This is a genomic window from Salipaludibacillus sp. CF4.18 (assembly GCF_051262595.1).
In the GTDB taxonomy this organism is placed as follows: Bacteria; Bacillota; Bacilli; order Bacillales; family Salisediminibacteriaceae; genus Salipaludibacillus; species Salipaludibacillus neizhouensis.
Window position 1 is genome coordinate 1 of the sequence record NZ_JBIMEV010000011.1, and the last position, 21,692, is coordinate 21,692.

General features: G+C 37.5%; 28 protein-coding genes and 1 pseudogene. 23 read left to right on the top strand and 6 right to left on the bottom strand.

Annotated elements, in window-relative coordinates; translation table 11 throughout:
- Both ACHABW_RS09180 and ACHABW_RS09185 read left to right on the top strand, forming a co-directional pair.
- Positions 1 to 252, top strand: a 252-nt coding sequence (locus tag ACHABW_RS09180; RefSeq protein WP_435755027.1) for a hypothetical protein, incomplete at its 5' end; no start/stop codon positions are given.
- Positions 253 to 664: 412 nt separating this feature from the next.
- Positions 665 to 1,282 carry a hypothetical protein gene (locus ACHABW_RS09185; RefSeq protein WP_435755028.1) on the top strand — a complete coding sequence of 206 codons (618 nt, stop codon included), beginning with the start codon at positions 665 to 667 and terminating at the stop codon, positions 1,280 to 1,282.
- A 242-nt stretch (positions 1,283 to 1,524) separates the two neighbouring features.
- Here ACHABW_RS09185 and ACHABW_RS09190 read toward each other — a convergent pair.
- Positions 1,525 to 1,964 (bottom strand): annotated as a pseudogene (locus tag ACHABW_RS09190) (Lrp/AsnC family transcriptional regulator).
- A 123-nt stretch (positions 1,965 to 2,087) separates the two neighbouring features.
- On the opposite strand from ACHABW_RS09190, the gene ACHABW_RS09195 reads away from it, so the two are divergent.
- The 3 genes from ACHABW_RS09195 (at position 2,088) to ACHABW_RS09205 (ending at position 3,753) form a co-directional block, all read left to right on the top strand.
- Positions 2,088 to 2,507, top strand: coding sequence for a carboxymuconolactone decarboxylase family protein (locus ACHABW_RS09195; protein WP_435755029.1), 420 nt, complete (start codon positions 2,088 to 2,090; stop codon positions 2,505 to 2,507).
- A 15-nt stretch (positions 2,508 to 2,522) separates the two neighbouring features.
- A complete protein-coding gene (locus ACHABW_RS09200; RefSeq protein WP_435755030.1) occupies positions 2,523 to 3,086 on the top strand; it encodes a cysteine hydrolase family protein in 564 nt (187 codons plus the stop codon).
- 178 nt (positions 3,087 to 3,264) lie between these two features.
- Complete coding sequence (locus ACHABW_RS09205) at positions 3,265 to 3,753, top strand: GyrI-like domain-containing protein (protein ID WP_435755031.1); 489 nt, start codon at positions 3,265 to 3,267, stop codon at positions 3,751 to 3,753.
- On the opposite strand, the gene ACHABW_RS09210 is transcribed toward ACHABW_RS09205, so the two are convergent.
- Positions 3,750 to 4,181 carry a VOC family protein gene (locus tag ACHABW_RS09210; protein ID WP_435755032.1) on the bottom strand — a complete coding sequence of 144 codons (432 nt, stop codon included), beginning with the start codon at positions 4,179 to 4,181 and terminating at the stop codon, positions 3,750 to 3,752. The two genes, ACHABW_RS09205 and ACHABW_RS09210, sit on opposite strands and share 4 nt — an antisense overlap.
- Before the next feature lie 136 nt (positions 4,182 to 4,317).
- Here ACHABW_RS09210 and ACHABW_RS09215 point away from each other — a divergent pair, with 136 nt between their 5' ends.
- Both ACHABW_RS09215 and ACHABW_RS09220 read left to right on the top strand, forming a co-directional pair.
- Positions 4,318 to 4,551 carry a hypothetical protein gene (locus tag ACHABW_RS09215; RefSeq protein WP_435755033.1) on the top strand — a complete coding sequence of 78 codons (234 nt, stop codon included), beginning with the start codon at positions 4,318 to 4,320 and terminating at the stop codon, positions 4,549 to 4,551.
- A 62-nt stretch (positions 4,552 to 4,613) separates the two neighbouring features.
- The gene (locus tag ACHABW_RS09220) at positions 4,614 to 5,141 is read left to right on the top strand and encodes a GNAT family N-acetyltransferase (RefSeq protein WP_435755034.1); all 528 of its coding nucleotides are present in this window, start codon (positions 4,614 to 4,616) and stop codon (positions 5,139 to 5,141) included.
- A 54-nt stretch (positions 5,142 to 5,195) separates the two neighbouring features.
- On the opposite strand, the gene ACHABW_RS09225 is transcribed toward ACHABW_RS09220, so the two are convergent.
- A complete protein-coding gene (locus ACHABW_RS09225; RefSeq protein ID WP_435755144.1) occupies positions 5,196 to 6,440 on the bottom strand; it encodes an aspartate kinase in 1,245 nt (414 codons plus the stop codon).
- Positions 6,441 to 6,644: 204 nt separating this feature from the next.
- Here ACHABW_RS09225 and ectA point away from each other — a divergent pair, with 204 nt between their 5' ends.
- The 4 genes from ectA (at position 6,645) to ACHABW_RS09245 (ending at position 9,819) form a co-directional block, all read left to right on the top strand.
- Positions 6,645 to 7,139 carry a diaminobutyrate acetyltransferase gene (gene ectA, locus ACHABW_RS09230; RefSeq protein WP_435755145.1) on the top strand — a complete coding sequence of 165 codons (495 nt, stop codon included), beginning with the start codon at positions 6,645 to 6,647 and terminating at the stop codon, positions 7,137 to 7,139.
- Between the two features lie 26 nt (positions 7,140 to 7,165).
- Positions 7,166 to 8,449 (top strand): diaminobutyrate--2-oxoglutarate transaminase, encoded by a 1,284-nt coding sequence (gene ectB / locus ACHABW_RS09235; protein WP_435755035.1) that lies wholly within the window; start codon positions 7,166 to 7,168, stop codon positions 8,447 to 8,449.
- 289 nt (positions 8,450 to 8,738) lie between these two features.
- Positions 8,739 to 9,239, top strand: coding sequence for an N-acetyltransferase family protein (locus ACHABW_RS09240; RefSeq protein WP_435755036.1), 501 nt, complete (start codon positions 8,739 to 8,741; stop codon positions 9,237 to 9,239).
- Positions 9,240 to 9,276: 37 nt separating this feature from the next.
- Positions 9,277 to 9,819: an SRPBCC family protein gene (locus tag ACHABW_RS09245; RefSeq protein ID WP_435755146.1), complete on the top strand. Its 543-nt coding sequence runs from the start codon at positions 9,277 to 9,279 to the stop codon at positions 9,817 to 9,819.
- 100 nt (positions 9,820 to 9,919) lie between these two features.
- Here ACHABW_RS09245 and ACHABW_RS09250 read toward each other — a convergent pair whose 3' ends face one another.
- Positions 9,920 to 10,282, bottom strand: coding sequence for a hypothetical protein (locus ACHABW_RS09250; protein WP_435755037.1), 363 nt, complete (start codon positions 10,280 to 10,282; stop codon positions 9,920 to 9,922).
- A gap of 235 nt (positions 10,283 to 10,517) precedes the next feature.
- On the opposite strand from ACHABW_RS09250, the gene ACHABW_RS09255 reads away from it, so the two are divergent.
- Both ACHABW_RS09255 and ACHABW_RS09260 read left to right on the top strand, forming a co-directional pair.
- Positions 10,518 to 10,985: a ferritin-like domain-containing protein gene (locus ACHABW_RS09255; protein ID WP_435755038.1), complete on the top strand. Its 468-nt coding sequence runs from the start codon at positions 10,518 to 10,520 to the stop codon at positions 10,983 to 10,985.
- Between the two features lie 32 nt (positions 10,986 to 11,017).
- Positions 11,018 to 11,491: an N-acetyltransferase family protein gene (locus ACHABW_RS09260; protein WP_435755039.1), complete on the top strand. Its 474-nt coding sequence runs from the start codon at positions 11,018 to 11,020 to the stop codon at positions 11,489 to 11,491.
- Positions 11,492 to 11,682: 191 nt separating this feature from the next.
- Here ACHABW_RS09260 and ACHABW_RS09265 read toward each other — a convergent pair whose 3' ends face one another.
- Together ACHABW_RS09265 and ACHABW_RS09270 are read right to left on the bottom strand one after the other, a co-directional pair.
- On the bottom strand, positions 11,683 to 11,853 hold the full coding sequence (locus ACHABW_RS09265) for a hypothetical protein (RefSeq protein ID WP_435755040.1): 171 nt from the start codon (positions 11,851 to 11,853) through the stop codon (positions 11,683 to 11,685).
- A 67-nt stretch (positions 11,854 to 11,920) separates the two neighbouring features.
- On the bottom strand, positions 11,921 to 12,340 hold the full coding sequence (locus ACHABW_RS09270; protein WP_435755041.1) for a universal stress protein: 420 nt from the start codon (positions 12,338 to 12,340) through the stop codon (positions 11,921 to 11,923).
- A 380-nt stretch (positions 12,341 to 12,720) separates the two neighbouring features.
- Here ACHABW_RS09270 and ACHABW_RS09275 point away from each other — a divergent pair, with 380 nt between their 5' ends.
- The 10 genes from ACHABW_RS09275 to gvpN all read left to right on the top strand — a co-directional run bounded on the left by ACHABW_RS09275 (position 12,721) and on the right by gvpN (position 21,685).
- Entirely contained in the window at positions 12,721 to 13,413 is a 693-nt protein-coding gene (locus ACHABW_RS09275) for an amino acid ABC transporter permease (protein ID WP_435755042.1), read from the top strand.
- A gap of 196 nt (positions 13,414 to 13,609) precedes the next feature.
- Positions 13,610 to 16,162, top strand: a complete 2,553-nt coding sequence (locus ACHABW_RS09280) for a hypothetical protein (protein WP_435755043.1) — start codon at positions 13,610 to 13,612, stop codon at positions 16,160 to 16,162.
- A 146-nt stretch (positions 16,163 to 16,308) separates the two neighbouring features.
- A complete protein-coding gene (locus ACHABW_RS09285; protein ID WP_435755044.1) occupies positions 16,309 to 17,004 on the top strand; it encodes a DUF1961 family protein in 696 nt (231 codons plus the stop codon).
- A 415-nt stretch (positions 17,005 to 17,419) separates the two neighbouring features.
- Positions 17,420 to 17,911: a GvpT/GvpP family gas vesicle accessory protein gene (locus tag ACHABW_RS09290; protein ID WP_435755045.1), complete on the top strand. Its 492-nt coding sequence runs from the start codon at positions 17,420 to 17,422 to the stop codon at positions 17,909 to 17,911.
- A 38-nt stretch (positions 17,912 to 17,949) separates the two neighbouring features.
- A complete protein-coding gene (gene gvpT / locus ACHABW_RS09295) occupies positions 17,950 to 18,771 on the top strand; it encodes a GvpT/GvpP family gas vesicle accessory protein (protein ID WP_435755046.1) in 822 nt (273 codons plus the stop codon).
- A gap of 59 nt (positions 18,772 to 18,830) precedes the next feature.
- Positions 18,831 to 19,226: a gas vesicle accessory protein GvpU gene (gvpU, locus tag ACHABW_RS09300; RefSeq protein WP_110939069.1), complete on the top strand. Its 396-nt coding sequence runs from the start codon at positions 18,831 to 18,833 to the stop codon at positions 19,224 to 19,226.
- Between the two features lie 122 nt (positions 19,227 to 19,348).
- Complete coding sequence (locus tag ACHABW_RS09305; RefSeq protein ID WP_435755047.1) at positions 19,349 to 19,927, top strand: hypothetical protein; 579 nt, start codon at positions 19,349 to 19,351, stop codon at positions 19,925 to 19,927.
- Between the two features lie 15 nt (positions 19,928 to 19,942).
- Positions 19,943 to 20,206, top strand: a complete 264-nt coding sequence (gene gvpA / locus ACHABW_RS09310) for a gas vesicle structural protein GvpA (RefSeq protein ID WP_110939071.1) — start codon at positions 19,943 to 19,945, stop codon at positions 20,204 to 20,206.
- Positions 20,207 to 20,285: 79 nt separating this feature from the next.
- On the top strand, positions 20,286 to 20,561 hold the full coding sequence (locus ACHABW_RS09315) for a gas vesicle protein GvpR (RefSeq protein ID WP_435755048.1): 276 nt from the start codon (positions 20,286 to 20,288) through the stop codon (positions 20,559 to 20,561).
- Between the two features lie 5 nt (positions 20,562 to 20,566).
- The gene (gene gvpN / locus ACHABW_RS09320) at positions 20,567 to 21,685 is read left to right on the top strand and encodes a gas vesicle protein GvpN (protein WP_435755049.1); all 1,119 of its coding nucleotides are present in this window, start codon (positions 20,567 to 20,569) and stop codon (positions 21,683 to 21,685) included.
- Positions 21,686 to 21,692 lie beyond the last annotated feature (7 nt).

The window sequence follows — 21,692 nt, forward strand, 5'->3', positions numbered from 1 at the left end:
AATACAAATAAACTCAATGATAATGACAAACAAGATTTTTTAGATACAAAAAAGACTAACTCAAAGCTTGATTTCGCTGCTTCTAGGGGTGCTGAGATACCTGAAACATATTACTTATTAAGTATTATTTACAATGAAGGGATGCACTTAGATCCAAATGGTAAAAAGCTTATACCTATAGGGCTTAAATTAAAACATAAAGTAATTCGGAAGATGATATGTGAAATTTATGATCAATATATAGCTAATTAGCTATACCTGTTATCAAGCTTAATAAAGATTTCATATGTAATTATTTGTTATACGCTTTAGGTAAATATGAAATGGTTCTTTATTAATAGAGCATAGCGTGGGAGTACAAGTTTTCTGTATATAAAACCTCATCTATTATGGTGTAGCATGAATATCTAGCAGTTTATTTGTTGAACAGTACAACGATACTATGCAATAGAAAAAGGATCTTCTACAATCAGGCGCAATTCTGTAATAAGGATTGCGGCCTTTCATTGTTAATAGGGCCATATTCTTGAATAAGAGAAGGGTTATCCGTAAGTAATCGAACCATAAGTTATTCAATTAACTGGGAATTTTGTTTTACAAAGATGAATAATAATTTATTTCTCAAAGGGTAAAATAACTATGAGTATTGAAGGAGGAATTTACAATGCCAATTAGGATACGCAGACCACGTTTACGCAGACCTTGTGAGTATTTAGGTACTTGTGACGGCCCACCAAACTGGAGTTCTGTTCTTTTTCCTGGTTTACCTCGTGAAGTAGCTGAACCAGCTGAAAAATTAGTAAAGGGTGAATCTGCTGATATAGTAGGAGACTTGAAAAAATTACCTAATTATAATGATTTAACAAGAGAAGCAAAAGATGCCATTGATAAAATAGGGGAATTACATGAAGATGTAGGGAAATACATGAAAGAAGTATACGATAAGGCTAAAGACTTTGTAGTCAGATATGGAGATCCATTAAATTGTGCAAAAGAATTAGCTGATGCTTTCTATAAGATGTTCGTTGATATGAAAGGTGAGGCGCAAATGAAGGAGGAAGCTATCTCTAATGAAGAAGCCGTCTATTTAGGATTAATTGCAGCATGTTCAGCTTATGTTGGAGGGTTTTTGGTTGCTACTGGAACCATCATGAAGGCTGCTTCACAGGGATCTCCCAATCCTCATGCAGACACTCTTATTTCAAAAGGCGCTGAAATTGGTGGAGGAGTATGTCTTGCAGGAGTTGCATTAATAAAAAATACTTATGAAAATAATAGATAACGCACTTTTCAATATTCCGCAATCAGGCGCAAATCTGTAATAACAATTGCGCTCTTTCTTTGTGAATAAGGCGCGATTGTTGAACAACGTAGGTAGAAAATGATCAAAATTTTATATGAAAATGAAACTTAAATCTACTGGAAAAGAATCCATTTTGATCACTCTTTTTTCAAAATGGGTTCTTTTTATTTATCGTAAAATATGGGTTTGGGAGGTATTTTTGATCAAACTTTATTTCAAAGCTACAGTTGTTTCATTTTCAAATCAGTAGTCAACTGGGAAAAAATAAAGTGGGTGACTGTATGGGCGAGGGGACCAACACTCTCTATAAAATCTTCAGCTTCAGAGAAATTTGCAAACTGTATTTTCAGCATATAGCAGGCCCTTCCTGATATCCGGTAACAAAATTCAACGTTCGATAGCTCTTTAATATATTTTTTGAAAGTCTCGTATTCACTATTTTTAATAGTGGCTTCATGATGCATTGAATAGGAGTCCCTATTTTTTCATGATCAAGTTCGATGGTGTATTTTTTAATGACCCCGTAGGATTCCATGTTTCTCACACGTTCGGTGACCGAGGGGGACGACAGGTTAATTCTTCTCCCTAATTCACTCATAGATAACCGGCTGTTTTGGTTTAACTCATCCAGAATTCTGCGATCTATTTCATCTATTTTCATTTTTAACGTCTCTCCTTAAAATGCGATAATTATCTAAAGCGAACCACCTAAATTAACTTAATAAATGTATGTTAGAGTCCTATTTTTTATTATAACCTATAAGTATAGGAAGGGGGCATTCAGTTGGCGAGAATTAAGCTATCAGAATATGGTTATACGCCTTTTCAAAGACTTCTAGGACATAATGAAATAGTTATGGAGAAATGGAGGCAACTAGGAATTGTTTTGGAACAGGACGGACTGCTGCCTAAGGATTTAAAAGAACAAGTCAGAAGAACTATGGCACAGGGAAATGGCTGCGAGTATTGTAAGGCAAAAGGAAAGCCAGAACCTGCAAGTTTTAATGAAAAAACATCTATTGCGGTAGGGTTTGCGGAAGTATTTTTAAAACAGAAAGGAAACATATCAAATTCTATTTTTGATCTTCTAAGAGAAAGCTTCAGCGATGAAGAAATAAGCGAGTTAAGTGCATTTATTGCGTTTACAACTGCATCACAATCTTTTGGTGCAATGTTGCAATTGGAAGCTAGTAACGAAGATTAATAGGGAGGTATAAACATGCTAAATGGTAAATGTGCGTTACTCATTATCGATGTTCAAAAGGCTTTTGAAGTTAAAAAGTGGGGAGTGCGAAATAATCCAAATGCGGAAGAAAATATTGAACAGATCTTATCTGTATGGAGAAACCTGGGATGGGACATAATTCATGTTCAACACAAATCTAATAAAGTTGACTCTGGTTTTCATCCTAATCATGCAGGTTTTCAAATCAAAGAGATCGTTAAACCAATAAAAGATGAAGTTGTTATAGAAAAGACAGTAAATAGTGCGTTTATAGGTACTGATTTAGAGAATCTATTAAAAGAAAAACAAATCACACAGGTGGTAGTAACAGGCTTGACGACTCCTCATTGTGTGTCTACTTCTACGCGAATGAGTGGGAATCTAGGATTTGATACGTATTTAGTTTCTGATGCCACAGCAGCATTTGGTCTGAAGGGGCATGACGGAAAATATTATCGACCAGAGGAAGTACATGACGTTTCGTTAGTTGCGTTAAATGAAGAGTTTGCAACAATTCTTACGACAAATGAGTTGATTGGTAAGCTTAAGAATGGATAATGCACGATAAGTGGGAATTATTTTAAACAAACGTTTGATTATATGGTTTCCTCATCTCGATTTAAATTTTCATCAAGATAAGAAGGTTTTTACTTAGTAAGGAAGAAGTTAACATAAATGAGACTCTACAGACAGGCGGGATATATGAAAATATGATAATGAAAGGGAGAGTATATTTATGAATTCAGAACAAAAAAGTACAATAACAGTTGTTTCAAAAGAGGCATTCCTAGCAGTGGGATTAAAGTGGGAAGGGACGTTTGAGGAAGCTGCAGCTGGTGAAATACATCATGTTCAAAAAGAGATGCATCAGCGTTTAAAAGAGATTTCACACATTGTTGATTCGAAAACTCTTTTAGGATTATCCTACCATGCCAATCCTGGCGAACTCGGTTTTACACATTATGCTGTTGTTGAGGTGAAGGGAACAGAGAACATTCCAGCAGAAATGGTTAGCGTTTCTGTCCCTTCTTTATCCTATGCAACCTGCGAACATCGGAAAGATCAAAATATTGAACATTCCTATCAAAACTTATATAAGTGGATAGAGGATCGAGGCTTAAAGACAAATAACAGTACTCATTTAACTCATTTAGAGATATATCCATTGAGTCAAGATCCGTATAAAGTAGATCCTGAATTTACAATGATGATTCCAATTGTTTAGTCAATGACAAGCATTTCGTTATCATCGAATTTCCAGTCAGAGGCATAGGCTACTTCCCAATAGAAACCGTCTGGATCTGTAAAGTAACCACTATATCCTCCCCAGCTTTGGACCACAGGAGGTTTTACAATCGTTGCGCCTGCTAGTTTCGCTCGTTGCATCACTACATCAACCTCTTCTTTTGACCGGACATTATGTGCCAGTGTAAAACGAGGGAATCCAGCAGACACGTTTGATACAGATTCTCCAATCTCTTTTTGAAGGTCCGAGAGAGGGAAGAGTTCCAATTTTGTCCCGTAATTATTGAAGAAAACAATTGCTGGTTTTTCCTCTTCGGTAGTGGTTTCAAAACCTAATCCATCTCGATAAAACGTTAGTGACTTCGAAATATTTTTAACGGCTAAACAAATTATATGAATACTGTTCATTTTTTTCCCCTTTCTTACTTAGATATTTTCTCTTGCATTAACTTTACCTAAATTACCCATTTCATACAATAACAATCTATCGTCTATCACTTGAAAAGTACGAACATTCGTTTTACGATATAGATGGTGATGAAAAATGGAACTGATAGATTATTCATACAAGAGACGTGGGATGAAGGCATGGTTTGACGACTATCCGAATAGCCCAGTGATCCTCCGTGTAATTGGTCACTATTATATTATTTATCGAATTCTTTGGTCAGAGAGTGATCCTGTAGTAAAGCGGACCGACTTGATCGAAATGGAGAAATTAATAAACCGTGAGCTTGGTACCGAACAGGCTTACTTGTCACGTAAACGAATGGGTTAGTACCATTCGTTTTTTCTACATATAAAATTAAATATAGAAATATGGGATTGGAGTGTTTCATAATGTACAAGGAAGGTGACGTAATAATTAGGGCAATTGTGGAAAAGGACTTGCCTGCTTTATGGAAATTGAAGTACAAGGATGCCTCTCCTGAGTGGAAAAAGTGGGATGCACCATACTTTGAGCACCAACAAATTCCTTATCGAGAATATTTGGAATCAAAATCCGAGGTTTTAAATCAAGAAAATTATTGGGTGATTGAAGTAAATGGAGAGGTTATTGGGACAGTGGGTTATTATTGGGAACATAAGCCATCGAACTGGCTGGAAATGGGTATCGGTATTTATGATTCCGGGTATTGGAACGGTGGTTATGGCACGAAGGCTTTCCGTCTCTGGATTGATCATTTATTTCAAAGTTTACCATTGGTACGTGTGGGCTATACTACATGGTCTGGGAACAAACGAATGATTAAACTTGGGGAAAAACTTGGTATGACGATGGAAGCGAGATTAAGGAAATGTCGGTATTATAATGGCGAATATTATGATTCGATAAGAATGGGTTTGTTGCGTGAGGAGTGGCAGTAGGTTCCGGTTTACAGAGAGCTTCTCATACGTATATTTAAAGAAGGAACACCAATTCTACGGTGTCCCTTCAACGTTTGCAGTTTCTTCAACATCTAAGTCATAGGCACTATGTAATAGTTTGACTGCCTCGATCCCTCGTTCCTCTGGGATAATGCAAGAGACTTTAATTTCAGAAGTCGTAATCATTTTTATCCGAATATCCTGATCTCCTAATATCTTGAACATTTTCGCGGCGACTCCGGGATTTGTCGTCATACCTGAACCGATAATCGATATTTTCGCTACATCTTTTTCATAAAAAGTATCCTCAAATTTTAATTCACTTTTGTGTTTGTTTAATTGGTCAACTGTTCGCTGTCCATTCTCTATCCCAACACTGAAAGCGACGTTAATGGTTTCGTGTCCATGTTCACTAAACACGATCATATCAATGTTTACTTTTTCTGACGCAAGGTAGTCAAATAAATTTGCTATTGTTCCCATGATGTTAGGCATCTTTAGTACTTCGACTTTAATAACATCCGTATCATAAGCTACCCCAGTAACCGCGATTGTTTGTTCCATATCATTTTCCTCCTTTATAAAAGTTCCTTCTTTATCAGAAAAACTAGAACGAACTAAGATTTTTACACCGTGAATTTTAGCAAGTTCCACTGCTCTAGGGTGTATGACAGATGCTCCAAGGGTGGCCATTTCAAGCATCTCATTATGGGTGATACACGGAAGTTTTCTTGCATTTGGTACAATTCGCGGGTCAGTACTGTAGACCCCCTCAACGTCTGTATTAATCTCACAGTAGTCAGCCTGAAGCGCAGCTGCCACAGCCACTCCGGTTGTGTCAGAACCACCTCTTCCTAAGGTGGCAATTTCCTTATCGTCTGTTACGCCCTGGAATCCGGCGATAATAACCACTTTTCCTTCTTTGAGCGAATCAAACATACGATCAGGTTTAATATCAACGATTCTCGCATTCCCGAAGACTGATTCTGTTTCAATCCCAGCTTGCCATCCTGTAAAAGAAATGGAGGGAATCCCTAATTCAAACAATGCAGCAGACAATAAGGACATAGATACTTGTTCGCCTGTGGTTAATATCATATCCATTTCCCGCTTAGGCGGATGGTCGGTTACTTCATACATTAATGACACTAACTCATCTGTTTTGTCTCCCATCGCGGAAACGACAACAACAACTTCCTTCTTTTCTTCAACGGTTTTTTTAACTCGCTTTGCCACATTTTTTATTCGGTCTACATTCCCTACAGATGTTCCACCATATTTTTGGACTACAATACCCATAGAACTTATCACACCTTCTCTCTTGATCATTCCAAATCATTTCCCATAGCTTTAACCATTTTGCGATTGTTTAAAAGACATCTGTGTTTCCAAAATTAGCGAATAGAATTATTTTCAATAAATGGAGAGAATTATTTTTATAAATATCCGCCCTATAACAAAACATAAAGGTATATTTCATAAAAAGTTTAAGGAGGGATCATTCTGGCACAAACGAAATCAGTTGCACTACGAAAACCTCATTTAGATGACGGAGGAGATATTTGGCAGTTGATTAAGAGTACAAAGGTACTTGATTTAAATTCTGCTTATTATTACCTCATTCTATGTAAATATTTTAAGAATACATGTGTTGTTGCAGAAGAGGATCATGGAATTGTTGGGTTTGTCTCTGCCTTTATCCACCCCGAAAATTCAAAAGTCCTATTTGTATGGCAAGTGGCCGTTGATCAATCCCAACGAGGAAAGGGACTTGCATCTTCTCTTTTAGAAGAACTCGTGAGTAGAGAAGAATGCGCAAGTATTCAATTTATCGAAACAACCATCTCTCCTTCAAATGAAGCTTCGAAGGCGTTGTTTAAAAAATTCGCCCATAAATTAGGAACCAAAATGGAAGAAACGGAAACCATTTCTCAAGAAGCATTTCCAAGTGACAACCATGAATCAGAGCAGACTTATCAAATCGGACCTTTCCATTAAAATTAAACGAGGAGGAAAAGAATCTATTGACAACTACAGATGAAAAATCCAACTTAGGTGTATTTAACGAACATGAATCAGAAGTAAGAAGCTATTGTCGCAACTTTCCAACCATCTTTGTTAAAGCAAAAGGACATTTATTGTGGGGGAAGGATGGAAAAGAATACATTGACTTTTTTGCTGGAGCGGGAGCATTAAACTATGGGCATAATCACCCGAAAATGAAAGAAAAATTAATGGAACATATTGAAAAAGACGGTGTGACACACGGTCTTGATATGGCAACAGATGCAAAAGAAGAATTGATAAAAAAACTTCAAGAAATTATATTAAAGCCACGAAACATGGATTATAAAATCATGTTCCCAGGTCCTACAGGTACAAATGCTGTGGAGAGTGCTTTAAAGTTAGCGAGAAAGGTAACCGGGAGAGAAAAAATCATGAATTTTACGAATGCCTTTCATGGAATGACTCTAGGGGCACTAGCGGTTACTGGTAATGAATCGAAAAGGCAAGGCGCAGGTGTGTCTCTTCCAAACACAGTGGTCATGCCTTTTGATAATTTCTTTGGAGACGGTACCGATACGGCCCAATACATTGAACGTTTTTTTGAGAATAAAGGCAGTGGCGTTTCCATACCGGCGGCGATCATATTAGAAACAGTTCAAGGTGAAGGTGGTATTAATGTAGCCAGTTTTGAATGGATAAAACGAATTGGGGACCTATGCAAAAAGTGGGGAATATTTTTAATTATCGATGATATCCAGGCGGGTGTTGGACGTACTGGTCCATTTTTTAGCTTTGAACCTGCTGGAGTTGACCCTGATATTATTTGTTTATCAAAATCAATAGGAGGCTACGGACTGCCATTTGCCCTCACGTTAATGAAACCGGAGCACGACATTTTTAATCCAGGAGAACATAATGGAACGTTTCGGGGGAATAATTTGGCATTCGTAACGGCCACAGAAGCTTTAAATTTTTGGAAGGACGACACATTAACCAAAGAAGTGGCTCGAAAAGGGGAAAAAGTACATCAATTTTTAAAAGCACTTGCTGAAAAATATCCTGAATTACACGGTCACGTTCGAGGAAGAGGGTTAATGCAAGGGCTAGTCTGTGATGTAGAAGGATTAACGAACACGATAACTGCTACTGCATTTGAAAAAGGATTGATTAGTGAAACTGCAGGAATGAATGATGAGGTTATTAAAGTGATGCCACCATTAACAATCGATAATGAGGCGTTGGATAAAGGATTAGCGATTCTGGAAGAAAGTATTAAAGAAACATTAAGTAAGAAGGATTAGGGACCAAGGTTTTACTTACTAAGACAGTCTTAATCTTCCGTAAAAATAATACTACTGTAGATATAAAATCAATACGCTTGGGATTGAACATAAATTCCCATGCGTATTTGTCTTGTTCATTACACAAGAGTTGTAATAATTATTAAAAACGATGTGGAGTCAATGAGAGAAGTGCCAACAATATATAAGGTATTTGGATATATATGCTAAAGTGGATGTGGAGAGAAGTAAGACAGTGGAACTGCTTGTTAATTTAATAAGAGTAAAAAAATACAGGGGGAGAAAAGCAATGAAAGTTAGAGAAATAGAAACATCCGATGCGGAAAAATTAGCGAATCTTACTAAGCGAGTTGATGAAAGTTCGCAGTATATGCTTTGGGAATCTGGAGAAAGAGATATCCAAACCAAAAACCAATTAAAAATGATTAAAGGTATGAAGGATGCTGAGAATTCTACGATACTTGTTGCTGAAAAAGATAATGATTTGGTTGGCTACTTGATAGCTATAGGAGGGAATGCGCGAAGGAAGAGGTATTCCGCTTACATTGTTATTGGGATTTTAAAAGCCTATAGAGGACAAGGAATTGGGACAAAATTATTTAACGAGCTGGAACAATGGGCTGCTAGTAACAATATTAGAAGGTTAGAACTAACAGTCGTGACTAAGAACGAAGGAGGTTTAAGGTTGTATAAAAAGGTAGGATTTGAAATGGAAGGGATAAAAAGAAATTCATTGTTTATAGATGGGGATTTTGTTGATGAATACTATATGTCGAAACTCTTAAAATAAAACTTCTTAACGAAAGTAAATGAAAGGTAAATTAAATATGCCTATAATAAAACACAATATTTTTATCAGCGCACCAATCCATGTTTGTTTTGATCTTACGAGAAACGTAGATGTACATACAGAAACAACAAGTAAAACAAAGGAAAGAGCCATTGATGGTGTCACAGTTGGACTTATGGAAAATGGCGATACAGTAACTTGGGAAGCAACCCATTTTGGAGTGAAACAAAAATTAACAGCTAAGATAATAGAGATGGAAAAACCATATAAATTTACAGATATAATGCTAAAGGGAGCATTTCGCTCATTTACGCATACACACGAATTTATAGAAAGTGGCACAGGAACTATTATGAAAGATACCTTTTCTTATAAAGCTCCTTTTGGCATTCTTGGAATAATAGCGGATAGATTATTTTTAGAGAAATATATGAGGAATTTTATTCTGAATCGTGCAAAAGAGTTAAAGAGAATAGCTGAAAAAAGTAATGAAACCACTTCAATATTAAAAAACAGAACGCTTGGATATGAAATCCAAGCGTTCTGTTTTCTTTGCGTACTGTTAATTGTGGAGAAATAAGCCCCTTGCGTAGTTGGAAGGAATCCCTGCAGTACAACGGGTCGACCGGGGCCCCAGATAAAGTATAAACTAACCTAAAATGGCTTTATTGGCTCCGTTTTTATTCTAGAACTTCTTCATTCCAGCAGGCCGTGTGTTCCCAGGGTTTTATCTTTTGTTGTTCTTGCTTTTCTAGGTAAAGAGAATAGGTAACATTCTCGAATTCCTTTTTCAGCTCGCTGCATTCAAAAACGTGAGAAATAATATCGTTCTTGCTAAAGGACATTTCTGTTAATTCTGGTTCGACAACAATGGTTATGTCTTCAAAAGAATGTCTTAATAATCGGGTTTCATCACTATTCAAGGATGAAGTCTCTTTTCCATCCGGATTAAATGTGTTTTCACTATTGGGATGAATCAATAACTCAGTAAAGAACGTTTCCATCAACTTTTTTTCATGCTCATTTTGAACAATAATTTGCAACGGTACACCTTCTTTCATCATGAAATGGTTTTTCAGTAACTGTAGACCTTCACGAACTTAGAATGTACATATTCAATTTAATTAACCATGGAACAGCTTGCTAAAAACATCAATGCGGCTGAGTTCGAAAATGCCATAGTGTTTTTTAAAACAAATATAGGTTGAACAAGCACCGCTGCCTATTTGTCAAACATAGGATACGAGAGATAATAAAAACTAGGAGGATGTTCAAGAGATGGATCAACCGCTTTATTATTACAATTACAATCCTTATGATGGATATTTTCGAGGGGAGCCTGATACACATTTAGTCAACGATATTCAAACAGCATTGAATGGCGAGCTAAGAGCTTTTAATCGAAATGGAAATTTAATAAATAAGGCTGACATAAAGGAACTGAAGAAAAGAATAGCGGAGATGCAGAAAGATGAACAGGATCATATAAAAGCATTCAGATCAATCTATACTAATTTAACGGGACGCCAACCAACAATAGAAAAGACAGTCAGCTATCCAAATGATCTTCTCATAGAGGGTTTAGAATCAGCGTTTAAGGAAGAACAAGAAACGGTTGATTTCTATTTAGATATTGCTGATAGGGCGCAGGATATGAAAATAAAAGAAATGTTTGGGCGGGCTGCATCAAACAAACAAAACCATGCAGTATGGTTGTTGTATTATTTTCATCTGAAAGGACATTAGCAAAAGTCAGCTTGAAGGATAGGGAGGAGGTAATGATGAAAATAAGTCAAACGAATGATTATGAATTAGTTGCCGAACTAAATAAACACGTCCACGTTTTGCATGCTAATTTATACCCTCAGTACTTTATGCCATACAATTACAAAGCAATAAAAGAAACGTTTAAAAATGTTTTTCAAATTCCGAATTATACGTTTCTACTCTTAGAGGATAATGATGAAGCCGTTGGTTATGCTTGGATAGAAATGAGGAATTATCCTGAGAATGTATTTGTAAAAGGATATCGTTCTATCTATGTGCATCAAATAAGTATTGCGGAGACTAAGCAGAATAAAGGCTATGGATCACGGTTAATGGAAAAAATTTATGATATCGCTAAAAGTAAAGGAATTCATCTAGTAGAACTAGAGTACTGGTATGATAACGATGCAGCAAAAGAGTTTTATGAAAAACATAATTTCACCAATTATCGCGAATTTGTAAATAAGCGACTTCCTGAAAGGTGAAAAACTTTTTGGAAGTCTTTTAAAAGTTGACAGTCTTAACGCCACACGCATCAAGGGAAGTTCGCCTCCTTTCGAGTAGCACCTACACGCACTTCGTAGGTGCTACTCGGGGTGGCTTTAAAGATCACGCTGTATTTAATAAAAGGCGCTACGCGTTTTTCTTATTCTATTCATTCTCCATTTTTATCGTTTCAATCAAGTGATTTCTTTAATTGTTCACTTGAAAAGTTCTTTTTCGGTATTATCTCTAAATGGCGCTTCGTCTTAAAAATAGGAGTCCCTCTATAAAAACCGGTAAGTTGCCTTAACTTTTCGGACTCTTCTGTCGTTAAATCTCTCTTAAATACAACATCCATCATCATTTACCCTCCTAATACTATGTTACCCAGAAGGAAGTCTTTCAATAATACATTTTAGGTTGGAAATCTATCATTTAACTAATAAAACAGGTATATTCACATGTTTCATAACTTTGTGACTTACTTTGCCAAGAATCATTGTTTGAACCTTGCTTCTGCCGCGGCTACCTAAAATAAAACAATCGAAAGAATTTTCATTGGCATATTGAATCATCGTTTCTGCCGGCAAACCGTGTAAAATGGTTATTTTCGAGAATATACCGACTTTTTTAAATTTATCTCTAAAAACCGATAACATTTTTTCTCTTATTTTTAGTACTGAGCTAGAATCCCCATATTGCAAGACATCGGATTTAGATTTATTTACATCCACAACATAAACAATTTCAATACAAGAATGACCAGTTAGTTTAGCTAGTTCGATTGCTTTATCTGCAGCACGATGTGAGTGGTCAGAACCGTCAGTGGCCAACAATAACTTCGAGAACATATCAGACCTCCATAGATCAGGTTTCACTTGAGAATATTCTAATGATCTGAAGCTCTCATTTGCTATTGATTACTCCATTAAGAGTAAGATAAGCCCACAAGGTTGAAACCTTATTATAATGGCCTCAGATAACTCCATTATAACCCTTTTTAACATTTTCATTAACAAAAAAATGAAAAATCATCTCTCTATGGTTAAATTATGTGAATTTATTATTAAGTTAAATCAACTTCCTTTCGCTCCTTCAAAGTCTTTTTCGAAAATAACAAAGAGAGTTAAACGAAAGATAATATTTCGCAAACATTTGAATACATTGTATTATACCGAATGCTTGGCTCTAATTTTTCGTTTGGATAATAATCAAATGGGGTGAACGACTGATGGATCTATTAGATATGATTTTGAGAACGATTCCCGGTTTTTGGGAAGCCGCCTGGATAACCTTAAAAATCACCTTTGTTTCAGTTGTAATAGGAGGTATTTTAGGAGTTTTTATATCTTTACTACGAAGTTCTTCCTCAAAAATTTTGTGTGGTATTGCTCGAGTGTACATTTCTTTTATTCAAGGGATTCCATTGATTGTTCAGATCTCCATTTTATATTTCGGTATCTCATCCGTTTTTGATTTATCAAATTTTTGGGCAGGTTCGTTTGCACTTGGGATATATAGCAGTACATCGATTGCAGAAATACTTCGACGTTCCATGCAACGTGTGGATCGCGGTCAGGTGGAGGCAGCGAAATCATTAGGAATGAACAAGCGTCAAATTGTTGGAAGTGTCATTGCTCCACAAGCATTAAGACTTTCCGTTGCTCCAATGGCTAACCAATTCATTATGACGTTGAAAGATTCTTCTCTTGTTTATATTATTGGTATTGCAGATATATTTGCATTTGCTAATCGAGAAGGGGCAAATTCATTCCAGCAATTTGAAGCGTATTTAACTGCTGGATTATACTATTTAATTCTAGTTTCCGTATTTTCATATGTTGCCTATAAGTTAGAAAATCATTTTGATACAGAAAAACGAAATCGGCGACCCATACAAGGTGGAGATTCGATTCTTAACTAAAGAAAAGATTTTTGAGAAATGCCCTATTATAATGGGCTTTTTTTGCTGTTGCAAAAAAGTATGGTTGTTGGAAAATTTAATGTGTTTAAACTGTAGTTATAGTTCATAAATAAAAAATGAAAGCGCTTATATTTTTAGAAGGAGGAGTATTTATGCATACTATTAGTTTCTTTCAAAATAAGAGGAGGAAAATAACATGAAATTGACCTGGATGGAAGACAACCCCACCCAAAAATCTGGAGTAGCATGGGGTGTTCCTTGGCCAAAAGGAAAACTCAACCGCAAGGATTCGCTTGTGTTACAAAACGAAGCTGGGAAACATGTAAGAATTCAATCCTGGCCAACCGCATCCTGGCCTGATGGAAGTATTAAATGGACAGGACAAGCTGCTGTTATCGACGGTATCAGCGCGAAATCGTATGAGTTAAAGATGACCGCTAACAAGATAAAAGACGAGGATATGTCGGTGAAGGACAGTCAGCAGACAATTGAAATAGACACCGGAAATATGACGTGTGTTCTTCAGAAAAAAGGAAAAGTCCTCATTAAGAGATTGACCATGAATGGTGTGGAAAAAGGGAAGGAAGGGAAATTAATCGCAGTAACAGAGCGTCGAACGAAAAAGGAAAATGAGTCGATCAGAAGTACTCAACAGCATGATGGCGAAATCACAAATGTCGAAGTGGAGCAAGTAGGGCCTGTCAGAACTGTAGTTAAAGTGGAAGGTGAACATACCCCCTCTGATCCGTCTGCGAAGATGCCGTTTATCGTAAGGTTATACTTGTATGCCGAAACAGAAACAATCCGAATAGTACATACGTTTCTCTACGATGGAGATGCGGAAAACCATTTCATAAAAGGGCTCGGGATAGAGATTAGCCCTAGTATTACTGGGGAGGCTTGGAATCGTCACGTTCATGTTACAGGGGATACAGGTGTTTACTCAGAACCAGCTCAGTTAGTGCAAACGAGAAGATTCAAAGGAGCAAATGGATTATACAAAAAACAAATTGACGGAGAGATTCTTCAGGAAGAACTAGAATCGTCGATAAAAGCACATGTGACTGAGAACGCAATCTGGAACGATTTTAAGGTGGTGCAGGATTCGGCCACACATTATAAGTTTGTGAAACGAACGAATGACGGCTATTCATGGATTGATTCCCTTCACGGCAAAAGGTCTCGGGGTGTGATGTATGCCGGTGGAGAAACGGGAGGAATAGCTGCAGGGATAAAGGATTTCTGGCAAAAGCATCCTTCTGCTTTGGAAGTGAATAAGTTAAGCACAGATGAAGCAAAAATGACACTTTGGTTTTGGTCTCCAGATGGTGAAACAATGGACTTTCGTCATTATAGTGAACATACACATGTAACAAGCGCCTATGAAGGTTTTGACGAGATGAGAGCAACGCCAAAAGGAATAGCTAATACGAGTGAAGCTTATTTAAAATGTTATACAGAAGCCCCTGCTCATCAAGAGCTTGAGCAACTCACGACTGACTGGCAAGCACCACCTTTACTCGTTTGTGAACCGGAATATTATTATGAGACAGAAGCAACAGGCGTTTGGAGTCTGCCAAACCACCAAAACCCGGCAAAAGCGAATCTGGAAAAACAGTTAGACGCTGCTTTTACTTATTATAAAAAAGAAATTGACCAGCGAAGTTGGTATGGTTATTGGAATTATGGTGATGTGATGCATACATATGATGCAGTTCGGCACCAATGGAACTATGATATGGGAGGATTCGCTTGGCAAAATACTGAGCTCGTTCCAAACCTGTGGTTATGGTACTCCTTTTTTCGCACAGGACGCAAAGATATTTTTAAGATGGCTGAGGCGATGACTCGTCACACGAGTGAAGTGGACCAGTATCATTTAGGTGAGTATGCCGGGCTAGGCTCGCGACATAATGTAAGTCACTGGGGATGCGGTTGTAAGGAAGCTAGAATAAGTATGGCTGGTCTTCATAAGTATTATTATTTCCTGACTACAGATGAGCGCACGAGAGATCTACTTGAGGATGTGCGGGATGCTGAGCAAGCAACAGTTAATTTAGATCCGATGAGAGAATTTTTCCCTAAGGATGAACATCCTACCCATGCCAGAGTTGGTCCGGATTGGGCGGCCTTTTGTTCGAATTGGTTCTCAGAATGGGAAAGAACAGAGGACAAGAATTACCGCGATAAACTCATGACTGGAATGAATGATCTGAAGCAGTTGCCTTTCCGGCTCTTATCAGGGCCTACGTTTGGTTTTGATCCAAAGACGTCTCACCTTCATCATATAGGGGACGGAAACTCCGGAGGGTATCATATGGTAATCGCTTTCGGCGCACCTCAAGTGTGGATGGAAATGGCTCATGTAATGAAAGACGAAGAGTGGAAAGATATGCTCGTGGAATTTGGTCAATTCTACTTGTATTCCGATGCGGAAAAAAGAGAGAAGAGCGAGGGGATTCTCTCTGATGAGGAGTTTCACTGGCCAATGTTTGCAGCAGGAATGGGTGCTTATGCGGCAGCAAAAAAACAAGATAGCGAGATGGCGAGAAAAACATGGAAGTTACTATTGAATAAAGAAACGAGTCATACTCCGTTACCAATTGAGACCGAAGTTGTTTCCGGATGGACAGAACTTGAGGAAATCCCTTGGATAACGACTAATACGATTTCTCAATGGTGCTTAAATACAATTACAGCTCTTGAATTGATAGGAGACAGCCTACCGGAGTTGGACGAAGAGAAGTGATTGCAGGGAATCGGAAGTTCTGGATTCTATGAAAAGGGAGCGGTCCTCTTCCAAACTAGCTTAAGTAATAACAAAGCAACTAAATAGATAATAAATGATAACATCAGCCTAATAATAAAAAGTCATTTTAGACTAGGAGTGAAAAAATGCGTTACCTGAAGTTTAAAACCGGAGATTGTATCTATGAGAATTCATTATCCACTCTCGATCATATTAAAGACTGGAAGTTAGAGGGGCAGGCCAAGTATTCTATAAATGACAAGCGACTTCTGTTAGAAAATGAATTGGATCCCGATATCCATGGGGATAACGCCCACTGGGTATTGTGGTGCCCGATAAATTTTCCAGATAGGATAGCCATAGAATGGGAGTTTTATCCGATTCAGGAACCTGGATTATGTATGCTCTTTTTTGCTGCGAATGGGAAAGAAGGAGAGGACATATTTGATCCATCCTTGCCGGAAAGGTCAGGTATATACCCTCAATATCATTCCGGAGCTTTGAATGCTTTGCATCTCTCCTATTTCAGACATAAGCATGCTTCAGAACGGGCATTTCGGACCTGTAATTTACGTAAAAGTTATGGCTTTCACCTCGTTGCACAAGGAGCCGATCCACTTCCACCGGTCGAGGACGCAATCTCGCCTTATTCGATGAAACTGGTTAAATACGAGGGATTTGTTCAATTTTCAATCAATGGTTTGCCGGTATTAGAGTGGGAAGATCAAGGAGAAGCCTATGGACCAATGTTAGAAGGTGGTAAAATTGGTTTTCGGCAAATGGCTCCGATGAAAGCTGCTTATGCAAACTTAAAGGTTTATGCGGTAGAAAAACAAGAATAGAACGCTAATTAGTTAACTATAAGTTCACTTGAGAAAATGAAAGAATTAATGTTAATTGTCCTATGGTAAATGGTGGTAATTACGCATAGAGGATAACCTTATGAAGCCTTGTTAGAATAGGGAAAACCTCTTTTTGTAATATTTTATGTTTAAACTGTCATATTTTTATAATATAGAAGACAAAATACCTAATTATAAGAAGGTTTTGAGAAGAGTAATCCTCTTTTTAAGGCCTTTTAGTTTAGGTTAATTATCTTTTCTTTATAAATACTAACAATATGTGATAGGTAATTGGCCTTATTTTGAGGCTTTTAAATACTCCGTACAAAAATTTAGTGAAGGTTTGAAGGTTTATTCAAGTGGAATAACATCACTACAAGTCAAAAAGTAAAATTTTAAAAGGAGTTGAATTACCATGTCGAAAACGGATAATAAACAGTCAGAAGAAACTCAGAATAAATCTTTAAATTATGTGTTAGTAGGAACTGCTGTCGGAGCGGGGGCAGGGTTGTTATCAAGTAGCGATAAAGGTAGAAAAGTGTTGATGACAATGGCATCATCACCAGCCATGAAATCAGTAGGTCAAGAATTTAGAAATTCAATTCAAGATATGATCACCGAACAAGCTCTAAATAGTGTGAAGAGTTCACTCTCAAGCTACCTTCATAAAGCGGAAGAGAAAATGCCTCTTCCAGATAAAGTTACAAACAAAGTAGAAGAAAAGTTAGCAATTGATGAAGGAGAAAATTCCGAGACAAGTCAGACGGAAGAAGAGTCTTCTGATGAAGAAAGTTCGGATACGAGCGAGTCTGATGGTTATGAAGAATTAAAAGAAGAAAATAAAGACTTAAATGGACGCTTGGACAAAATTGAGGAAATGTTGACCAAATTAACGGAATCGAAGTAAAGGTGATAGGTAGAAAATAAAACTAGGAGGTTGCAACCATGGCAGAACAGGAACGAAATGAGCAGGTTGAACAAGAAGAACAGGAGCAGAGTGGAAGCGATAATAACAGCTCAAATCCCATTAAGGGAGCAATAACAGGTTCCATTGTTGGAGCTGCTGTTGGATATATGGTCACTCCGGAAAATCGGGAAAAGATTAAAGAAGGCGTAAAAAATTTCGATGGCGATGAGTGGAAATCTAAAGGTACTGATTTTGGGAATTCCGCTAAAGATAAAGCGAAATCTACTATGGATTCATTCAAGGGAGTAAAAGCAAAGTTCTTCGGTTCGAATGAAGAATCCGAAGAAAATGAAGATTCCTCAAATGAGGAGAATGGGGATAATCAGGAAAACGAAACTTCCGAGGATTATCAATCATTGAAAGAGGAAAACAGTGCTCTTGGAGACAGGCTTTCGAAAATAGAAGAAACATTGACTAAGTTGGTAGAAGGAAATTCTGATTCTGAAGAAGAAGACCCATCGCAGGAGTCTGAAGAGGAAGAAGAAAAAGAAGAAAAAGAAGAAGAGCCGTCTGCGGAGTCTAAGAAAGAAGAGGAAGAAGAAAAGGAAGACCCATCGGCAGCGTCTCAAGAAGAAGAGGAAGAAAAAGAAGAGTCACCAGCTGAATCTGAAGAGAATGAAGAAGAGTCTCCTTCAAACGAAAAATCAGAAGAGAAAGAAGAGGACAATAAAACAACATCGGTTAAGAAAAAATCATCCACTTCCAAAAGAAAAAAAGATGGACAAGCAAAGAAAAAATCAAATTCTGGAACAAGAGCCAAATCAAGTGGGTCTACTGAGTCTAAAAGTTCAGCAAGTTAATTAAAGGTATTTCATAAAAAATAATGGTGCCTTAAATTTAAAAGAGAAGAGGTGGTGTTATGAGTGAGAGAAACACTCATCCTAATACGGACAATATACTTCAGCTACTTACAGAAACAGCCAATACGAAAGACTACACTGTCGATATAACACTTAATGTAAAAGGCTCAGTGGTTACCGGGACAGTGGTATCTGCGATGACTTATCTTGAAGAAATAGCTGGCGAATTTTCAGAAGAAAATGATATAGAACAGACAATTTATGAAAAGTTGATGGAAGCAGCCTCCAACCTGAAGGATGAAGAGGCTCCTGAGACGAACTACGTTCACTTAAAAGATGCAAAACTATTTAGTGAATCCGGCAAGTCTTTGCCCTCAAATGGATCAGTCCTCTGGCGCGGGAAATTAAGTGATATCGACGGATTTTTTCTAGGTAAAATAACTACTGAAGAGTAGAGCTCCACTATTCACGTTTCTTTAATTCTATTATCTGATAGCAGTTTCCTGTTAGCTACATGGCGATTAAGATTGTAGAAAGACTCTATAACTATGAAAAGAGAGGTGGTGTCAACGAAAATATGTCCGAAGAAGAAAAGAATGATCAGGATTCTTTAATATCAGGTGACACGGCAAAGAAAGCCCTAGTTGCAGGTGGAGCAGGTCTCGCAGGTAGTGCAGCCTTAATGGCGAATAAAGACATCCGTAAAAAAACGAAAAAGTCTTTTAAAGCGGTAAAGGAAGAAGTCAAAGGCCAAGCGAAAGACCAAGCCAAAGACGTTGTAGATGACATGCCGAAAACAAAAAATGCGGCTGCAGCTTCGGTTGTCGGGAAGAAGTTTTATGACACCTTTGAGCAAGTACGCGAAGCAAAAGATGATATAAAAGAAAATTTTGAAGGTGTCGGCGATAAGCTCAAGGATAAGGCAGAAGGGTTTAAAGATAGTGCGCAAGATGCTAAAGGTAAGTTAAAGGATCAAGTTGAGAATGCGAAAGAAGAAATAAAAGATAATGAACTTACTAATCCAGGCGGAAGCGGGAGTTCTGACGATGGAATTAAAAAAGCCAGTGATTTAAAAGGATATTCCGACGTAAAAGGGTATTCAGAAATAAAAGGCGCCAGCAGTATAAAAGGCGTTAACCAGATTAAAAAACCTTAAAGGGGAGATGTGAAGATGGCTATTCAAAAAAGTACAGATTCTTCGAGTTTAGCAGAAGTAGTTGACCGAATTCTAGATAAGGGTGTTGTCATCGACTTGTACGCAAGAGTATCACTAGTTGGTATTGAATTAATCACAATTGAAGCGCGTGTGGTTATTGCAAGTGTCGATACTTGGTTACGTTATGCCGAAGCAGTAGGTCTTTTAAGAGATGAAGTTCAAGGGGAAATAGATATGGAAACCTCTGACAGAGGACAAGAACAGCTTAATTTTGCATAGGGAATATAAGATCGTTATAAGGCGGCATATGTGATCAGCATATGCCCGCCTCTATTTCCAAGAAAAGGCGGGATTTAAATTGAAATTAGAAGAGATTATGGATGCTATTAATACTTTCTTTGAAAAACATGTTAAGCCTGTTCACCGTACAACTTCGGTGGTTAACCAAGGGAAGTATTGGGAAGTAGGCGTGGAGGTCATTGAAGAAAAAGAATACATGAAAAGGTATGGTCGCGACCAGCTCATTGGGGAATACGTGGCAAGATTAAATGATAACCTTGAAGTAATTTCATTTGAGCGAAAAGGTCTTAGACAACGAACTTCTGTGATTCAAGAGGAAGTTGAAGGGAGGTAAATTTGTTGGCTAATACAACGAGTAAAAACAGACAACAATCTCAAACGAGAAGAAGTGAGCCTTCAAAAGGAAAAGAAAGTGCAGTACGAACCTCAAGGAAAGGGGCTCCAAGAAGCCGTCCAGATAAAACACTGGATACACGTGCTGAAAGAATGAAAAAAAGATCGGAGAAAAATACAGAAACGTCCCCAAGTAAGACTAGTGAACATCAATCATCATCCGGACGAACCAAAAATCAAGGCAACAAACCAATTAACCGTACTGATTTTGTTGAAACGGAAAAAGTTAAAGAGTTAACTAGCAGAATGAAGCCTTATCTTCAGGCGGGTTATCCTTTGCATTTAACAGGGCCTACGGGAGTTGGTAAAACAGCCATTGCTCTTCATTTAGCTGCTCAGTTTGATAAACCAATAATGCTCTTGCACGGAAATCATGAAATGAACAACGTTGATCTTATCGGCGGAGTCTCAGGTTTTACTAGTGACAAGTTAATTGATAACTTTGTCCGTCAAGTTTATAAAAAACAGACGGAAGTAAAAGAGAAATGGAATCCCGGTCGACTCGTTGAAGCTGCCCAAAAGGGATATACGCTTATCTATGATGAATTTTCTCGTTCCTCTCCTGAAACAAATAATCTGTTTCTGTCAATCTTAGAGGAAGGTATACTTCCACTTTATGGAACTAAGCAAAATCAATCGTTCATGAAAGTGCATAAAGACTTTCGTGTGATTTTTACATCGAATCCGGAGGAATATGCCGGGGTCTTTGATACACAGGATGCTTTACTAGATCGCTTGATAACAATTGAGATAGAGCATGATAAAAAGGCAGAACGAGAAATTCTTCGGGAAAAATGTGGTGTTCTAGCCAAAGAAGCAGACCTTATTCTTAAGATCACAGGAAAGGTCCGAACAGCATGTGTAGATGAGAATAAACACGGACCCAGTCTAAGAGCTTCGTTAATGATTGCGACAATATGTAAGAAATCCGATATCACAATATCTCAAGAAAATAAAAAGTTCACCAGAGTTTGCAAGGATATTCTATCGACACATTTAATGAAGTGCACGGAACAAAATAATCTTCTTGAAGCAGAGAAGTGGTTTGAGAAAGAAATTAGTTAAATGGCAG